General features: G+C 57.0%; 7 protein-coding genes. 2 read left to right on the forward strand and 5 right to left on the reverse strand.

Annotated elements, in window-relative coordinates:
* From ACNKID_RS10135 to ACNKID_RS10150, 4 genes are all read right to left on the reverse strand, one after another.
* Positions 1 to 192: hypothetical protein (locus tag ACNKID_RS10135; RefSeq protein WP_417913313.1), on the reverse strand; the 192-nt coding region annotated here is incomplete at its 3' end.
* Between the two features lie 17 nt (positions 193 to 209).
* Positions 210 to 605, reverse strand: coding sequence for a hypothetical protein (locus ACNKID_RS10140; RefSeq protein ID WP_417913314.1), 396 nt, complete (start codon positions 603 to 605; stop codon positions 210 to 212).
* Between the two features lie 27 nt (positions 606 to 632).
* Positions 633 to 890, reverse strand: coding sequence for an AbrB/MazE/SpoVT family DNA-binding domain-containing protein (locus ACNKID_RS10145; protein WP_417913315.1), 258 nt, complete (start codon positions 888 to 890; stop codon positions 633 to 635).
* Between the two features lie 87 nt (positions 891 to 977).
* Positions 978 to 2,372, reverse strand: coding sequence for a tetratricopeptide repeat protein (locus ACNKID_RS10150; protein WP_417913316.1), 1,395 nt, complete (start codon positions 2,370 to 2,372; stop codon positions 978 to 980).
* A gap of 499 nt (positions 2,373 to 2,871) precedes the next feature.
* Between ACNKID_RS10150 and ACNKID_RS10155 the strand changes: the two genes are divergently transcribed.
* Positions 2,872 to 3,480 carry a fibronectin type III domain-containing protein gene (locus tag ACNKID_RS10155; RefSeq protein ID WP_417913317.1) on the forward strand — a complete coding sequence of 203 codons (609 nt, stop codon included), beginning with the start codon at positions 2,872 to 2,874 and terminating at the stop codon, positions 3,478 to 3,480.
* Between the two features lie 96 nt (positions 3,481 to 3,576).
* On the opposite strand, the gene ACNKID_RS10160 is transcribed toward ACNKID_RS10155, so the two are convergent.
* Complete coding sequence (locus ACNKID_RS10160) at positions 3,577 to 4,359, reverse strand: prepilin peptidase (RefSeq protein ID WP_417913318.1); 783 nt, start codon at positions 4,357 to 4,359, stop codon at positions 3,577 to 3,579.
* Between the two features lie 122 nt (positions 4,360 to 4,481).
* Here ACNKID_RS10160 and ACNKID_RS10165 point away from each other — a divergent pair, with 122 nt between their 5' ends.
* Positions 4,482 to 5,090 (forward strand): hypothetical protein, encoded by a 609-nt coding sequence (locus ACNKID_RS10165; RefSeq protein ID WP_417913319.1) that lies wholly within the window; start codon positions 4,482 to 4,484, stop codon positions 5,088 to 5,090.
* Positions 5,091 to 5,245: the final 155 nt, after the last annotated feature.

Raw genomic sequence — 5,245 nt, forward strand, 5'->3', positions numbered from 1 at the left:
TATTTCCGCTGGATCAACTTCGCTTCGTTTGTTGCGGTGAAAGAGGAAGGGCAGGGCGCACATCCCGGCCAGCCGCAGTGACGACGCAGACTGTTCCTGTCTCTTCGCCAGATGCTCCTGAAGCTGCTTGTGCAGGAAACGCTGGCTGACATCCGCCCGCTGCTCTCTGGTCCGCTGTAGGGCGCGGTTCATGAACCGCCCCTACCGTTTCAGGCAGCGCATTTGTCCGTCCATGCGGCGCGGGAGGGAGATGTTTTCAGCACTTTGCCGTACCGTTCGCAGAAGAAGCGCACGCATTCCGGGGCAACATCTATAGTCTGGCCATCGTCTGCGCCAGTTTCAGGATCGGGCCAGATCAGGGCATATTCTCCACGCGCGCAACGGAACCGCTCTGCATCTCTTAACACATCAAACACGCCGCCGGGATTCTCCTCCACCAGCAGGGGATAAAAATCCAGTTCGTAAATCGAAACATCAAGATCGTCTTCAAACCACAGGCGCAAGGTGTGACCTGCCACATATTCCGCCTTCAGCAATCCTTTCTCGTTCCGGTCATCCCAATACGCGGCGTTGTCCGCCAACGTCTGCCATTCCTGCCATTTCATTTCTGTTTTTGATCGTGCTGCAACCCTTTACTTCCGCTCCTGCGCACCCTTTCGGACAGCTTCCTCCATCTCCTCCAGCGAGACGGTTTTCCCTGTGCGCTGCAACATGCCGGCAACCTCATCAAGCTTGGTCGGCTTGAATGCCGGAGCCGCTTTCAGGAGAATGCCTTCTTCGGTGTCAATCAGCTCAAGCTCCTGGCCGATTTTCCACCTGTGCCGGGCAATGATTTCTTTGGGAATGGCAATATTTCCTTTGCTGGACAGCTTTGCAGCCTGCGTTTGCATACGATGCGCCTCTATAATGGTTGTTTTCTATAAATTTTGTCGTCCGCCGGAATCGTTCCGCTATAGGGCGCGGTTCGCGAACCGCCCCTATCGTGCCTGCATCTTTTCCTTCAGCTTGTTGTAATTTGCCTGAAACGTGTCAATATCCGGGTGGCCTCCGGGGAATTTTGCCTTGAGAATGGTCAATGCCCGCTGATACAGCGGCTCGGATTCCTCGTAACGGCCCTGCGATTTATACAGCAAGGCCAGATTGTTCAGGGAAGCCGCCACGTCAGGATGGTCTTTACCAAGGGATTTCTCGGAAATCTCCAGATCACGCTTGTACAACGGCTCGGCTTCCTCGTACCGACTCTGCGAGTAATACAGCGCGGCCAGATTGTTCAGGGAAACCGCCACGTGCGGGTGTTCCTTTCCGAGAGCTTTTTCCCAAATCTCCAGCGACCGCTTGTACAACGGCTCAGCTTCCTCGCAACGGCCCCGCGAGTCATACAGCGCGGCCAGATTGTTCAGGGCAGCTGCCACGTGAGGGTGTTCCTTTCCGAGAGCTTTTTCCCAAATCTCCAGCGACCGCTTGTACAGCGGCTCAGCTTCCTCGCAACGACCCCGCGAGTCATACAGCAAAGCCAGATTGTTCAGGCTTTCTGCCACATCAGGATGGTCTTTGCCGAGCTTCTTTTCCCGAATCTCCAGCGACCGCTTGTGTAGCGGCTCTGCTTCCTCGTAACGGCCCTGATCGGCATAAACCCCTGCCAAGTCATTCAAAGCAAGGCCCAGCTCGGCATTCTCTTCGCCTTCCTGCTCCCGGATTGCCAGCAGATGCGCCAGCCATTCTTCCGCCTGCTGATACTCGCCCATCTGATAGGCCATCTGCCCGGCTGGAAGCAGATAATCGGGATTGTCCGGCGCAAGGGCAACGGCGGCAGCATAATTGCGCAGGGCCTTGCTGTAATCCAGCCTGTCCTTGGCCAGCCGCCCGCTTTGGAGCAGTGCCGCCGCCGCTGTCTGGCCTGTCTCTGCGGCCACCCGGTCAAAAAGCTGCTCGGCCAGCTCGGTATCACCCTGCGCCAGCCGCTCCTCAGCCTCGGCCAGCTGCTCCTTGGGCAGACTGCCTGCTAATTGCTGCAATTTTTCCTGCGATTCTTCCAGCAGCCGCAGCTTCTCTTGGTAACTCTCATCAGGATTGGCTAACTTCCGCTCAATATCTTCCCGTTTCTGCTTCTCCAGAACGTATTTTTCATGCAGCTCAAGCAGGTCTTTCTTGTACTGCTCAAAGGTCAGCACACTTCCGGTCGGCAATGCGCTGACATCAGGCTGGACGGAAACCGCCTTAGGCTTGCGCAGGCAGGCATAGAGCTTGGAACAGACAAAAAAGAGAACAGTTATGCCTGCTGAAACGGCCATAAGTCCCCAACCGCTCCAAATCACATCTGGATTCTTTGGCACCCAGCGCCATGCTTCTTTAATCCGCTCCAGCCAATCCATGCAGTCCCTCACAACAAGATCAGTTCAAACGTTCTCGCGCCGCTGACGAGGCATCTCCTGCCAGATTACTCAAAAAACTGCCTCCCTCCCACAAAAATCACACCGCAGCGGCGCAGCAGAGCGGCAAAGCAGCTCCTCGTGTCCTGCGCCGCGCAGCAGCTGCGGGCCATTGCCCGGCTGACCGGGAAAAATCCGCAGAACGGGTCAGCAAAGGCGCGGCCCAAGACGCTTCAGCCAGCAGTTCAGCCGCGCAATCAGCAGGCCAAGCGGCAAAATCTGCCGCCCGTGCGGCCTGATCCGCCGCAAAACGAATCTGATCCGCAGCTCCTCGCGTTTAATCTGTTGCACTTTCAAGCATTGCGCGTTACAAATGAAGCCTGAGCAGGCGCGGCTCAAGTTCTGTCTGGAGCGGATGACCTGCGAATCAGCTGCGGATTGAGTCTCATGAAGCGCAGATCAAGCCTCATCTGCGGCACATCAAATTCAATGGAGGACTGACATGGCTCAATTTCCTTTGGATGCTGCTCACATTCTGGCGCTTGCGGACAGCATGATCGCAGGTTTCACCGCCAATCCAGAAGTATTTCCATCACCCCCTGTGTCTGTGGCGCAAATGCAGGCAGAGCGGGACGCAGCCGCAGCCGCGCATGATGCGCAGCTCGCGGCGCAGGCCGCGTCCAAGGCGGCCACAGAGGTCAAAACCGACGCTTTCTCCGATTTGACCGGGACTATGAAGAACAATGTCTCATATGCGGAATTCACCGCCAGAACTCCGGCGGACTTGAGCCTGATTGGCTGGGGACCAAGAGCGGAGCCGACTCCGCTTGCTCCTCCAGGCCAGCCAGGCAGCCTGGATATTCCCCGACAAAGCGCGGGACAAGCGCAGCTGGTTTGGGAAAAGCCGACAAGCGGCGGCAGACCGGCTTTCTACAAGGCGGAGGCGAGGACAGTCAATCCTGCTGGAGCTTGGCTGCTGAAAGGCACGTCCACCTCTTTGAAGATTGAACTGACAGACTTGGCCCGCAACGTGGAACTTGAATTCCGGGTCATTGCGGAGAATGCCGCTGGAGCAGGAACACCGAGCAACACAGTGACAGCGGTGCTGTAAAAAGAGAACAAAGGTCGGCCAGCAGCAGCGCTTCCTGCTGGCCGGCCCGTCAATTGCGTCAGCTGGGCTTTGTCTGCCGCAGCGAAAAGCGGACGGTCAGCGGATGATGCCCAGATACCACAGCCACGCCGCCAAGATTTCCTGCTGAAAAAAGAGCCACGACAAAGCGGCCAAGGAAAGGAACGGCCCGAAAGGAATGCGGGTCTGCCTGTCTTTCTTTTGCAGCAGCAGGGACAGCCCGCCAATCACCGAACCGGCGAGCGAACTGGCAAAGACCACATAGAGCAGGCTCTGCCAGCCGAGAAAGGCCCCGATCATCGCCAGCAGCTTAACATCGCCGAACCCCATGCCCTCTTTGCCGGTCAGCAGGGCATAACCAACTGCCACGCCCCAAAGTATTCCCCCGCCGAACAGCACACCCAGCCCGGCCTGCTGCCACGTGACCCAGGGATTGAGCAAAGAGCCGGCAAAGCCGATGACAATGCCTGGCAGGCTGATCTGATTGGGGATGATCTGGTGCTCCAGGTCTATGAAAATGATCGCCAGCAGCGCGGCGGCAAAGAGAAAGTAATAGAGCAGGGCGAAAGAGGGGCCGAAGTGCCGCCACAGCGCCCCGGAAAGCAGGGCCATGCTCAATTCGACCACTGGATATTGCAGCGAGATGGGAGCCTTGCAGGTTCGGCATTTTCCCCGCAGCGCCAGCCAGCTCAGAACAGGGATGTTCTCGAACCAGCGCAGCTTGGTCTGGCATTTCGGGCAGTGCGAGGCCGGGAAAACCACGGACTGGCCTTCCTCCGGCAGGCGGAGAATGACCACATTGAGAAAGGAGCCGACCAGCGCGCCGAAGATCAAACTGTAAATGAAATAGATCGTGTCCATTGTCCGCCTCCGTGCAGCGGAGTGTTTTTGTTGAAGCAGAAGCCTGTGCCGGGTATTATACCTGACTGACATCCAAAGCACCGCCCGATTTTGCGTCTGTTCCTTTTTCAGCTGGAATCATCATGCCCTACAGCGACTTTGACCTGAAAGCCGTCAAACAGAAGCTCGACGTGCGGCTGGTTGAGCAGCAGGGATTGTTTGCCGCCGCGCCCAAGGCTGATCTTCGTCCGGCGTTTGCCGAGCTGCTGCAAGAGAACGTGCCGCTGGCCCGGGCGGTCAACACGGAGAAAGCCCGTTCGGAACTGATCATCTCCCCTGTGCTCGTGGAGCTGCGGAAGATGCTCAAGCACAGCGTCAGCCTCTTCTCCGGCATTGAGTTCAATGTTGATAAGGAAAAGGGGCTGAACGGCTTCTGTGATTTCATCATCAGCGCGTCGCCGGAGCAGCTCATGCTGAACAGCCCGGTCATTGCCGTGGTTGAGGCAAAGAATGAAAACATCATCGGCGGGCTTGGGCAGTGCATCGCGGAGATGGTCGCGGCAAAGATGTTCAATGCGGCGGAGAAGAGCGAGGACGCTGCAAGCGTTTACGGCGCAGTCACGAGCGGAACCGCTTGGAAATTTCTGAAAATGGAAGAACGGAATATTCATATTGATTTGGATGAATACTCGATTGAAAATCCGGGCAAGATCATTGGCATTTTGCTTGAAATGGCGGCGCGGCCTGCCTGAAAAAAGATAAATAATATGCCTCCATCCCAGCAGCAAAGCCGCATCCTCGCCAACGAGCCGCTGTCCGCCGAGGTCTTCCGGCTCACCGTCCATGCGCCGAAGATCGCCGCTGCGGCCTCTCCGGGCCAGTTCGTCATGGTTCAGGTCAGCAGCAG

This window comes from Candidatus Electronema sp. TJ (genome assembly GCF_048287355.1).
Taxonomy (GTDB): Bacteria; Desulfobacterota; Desulfobulbia; order Desulfobulbales; family Desulfobulbaceae; genus Electronema.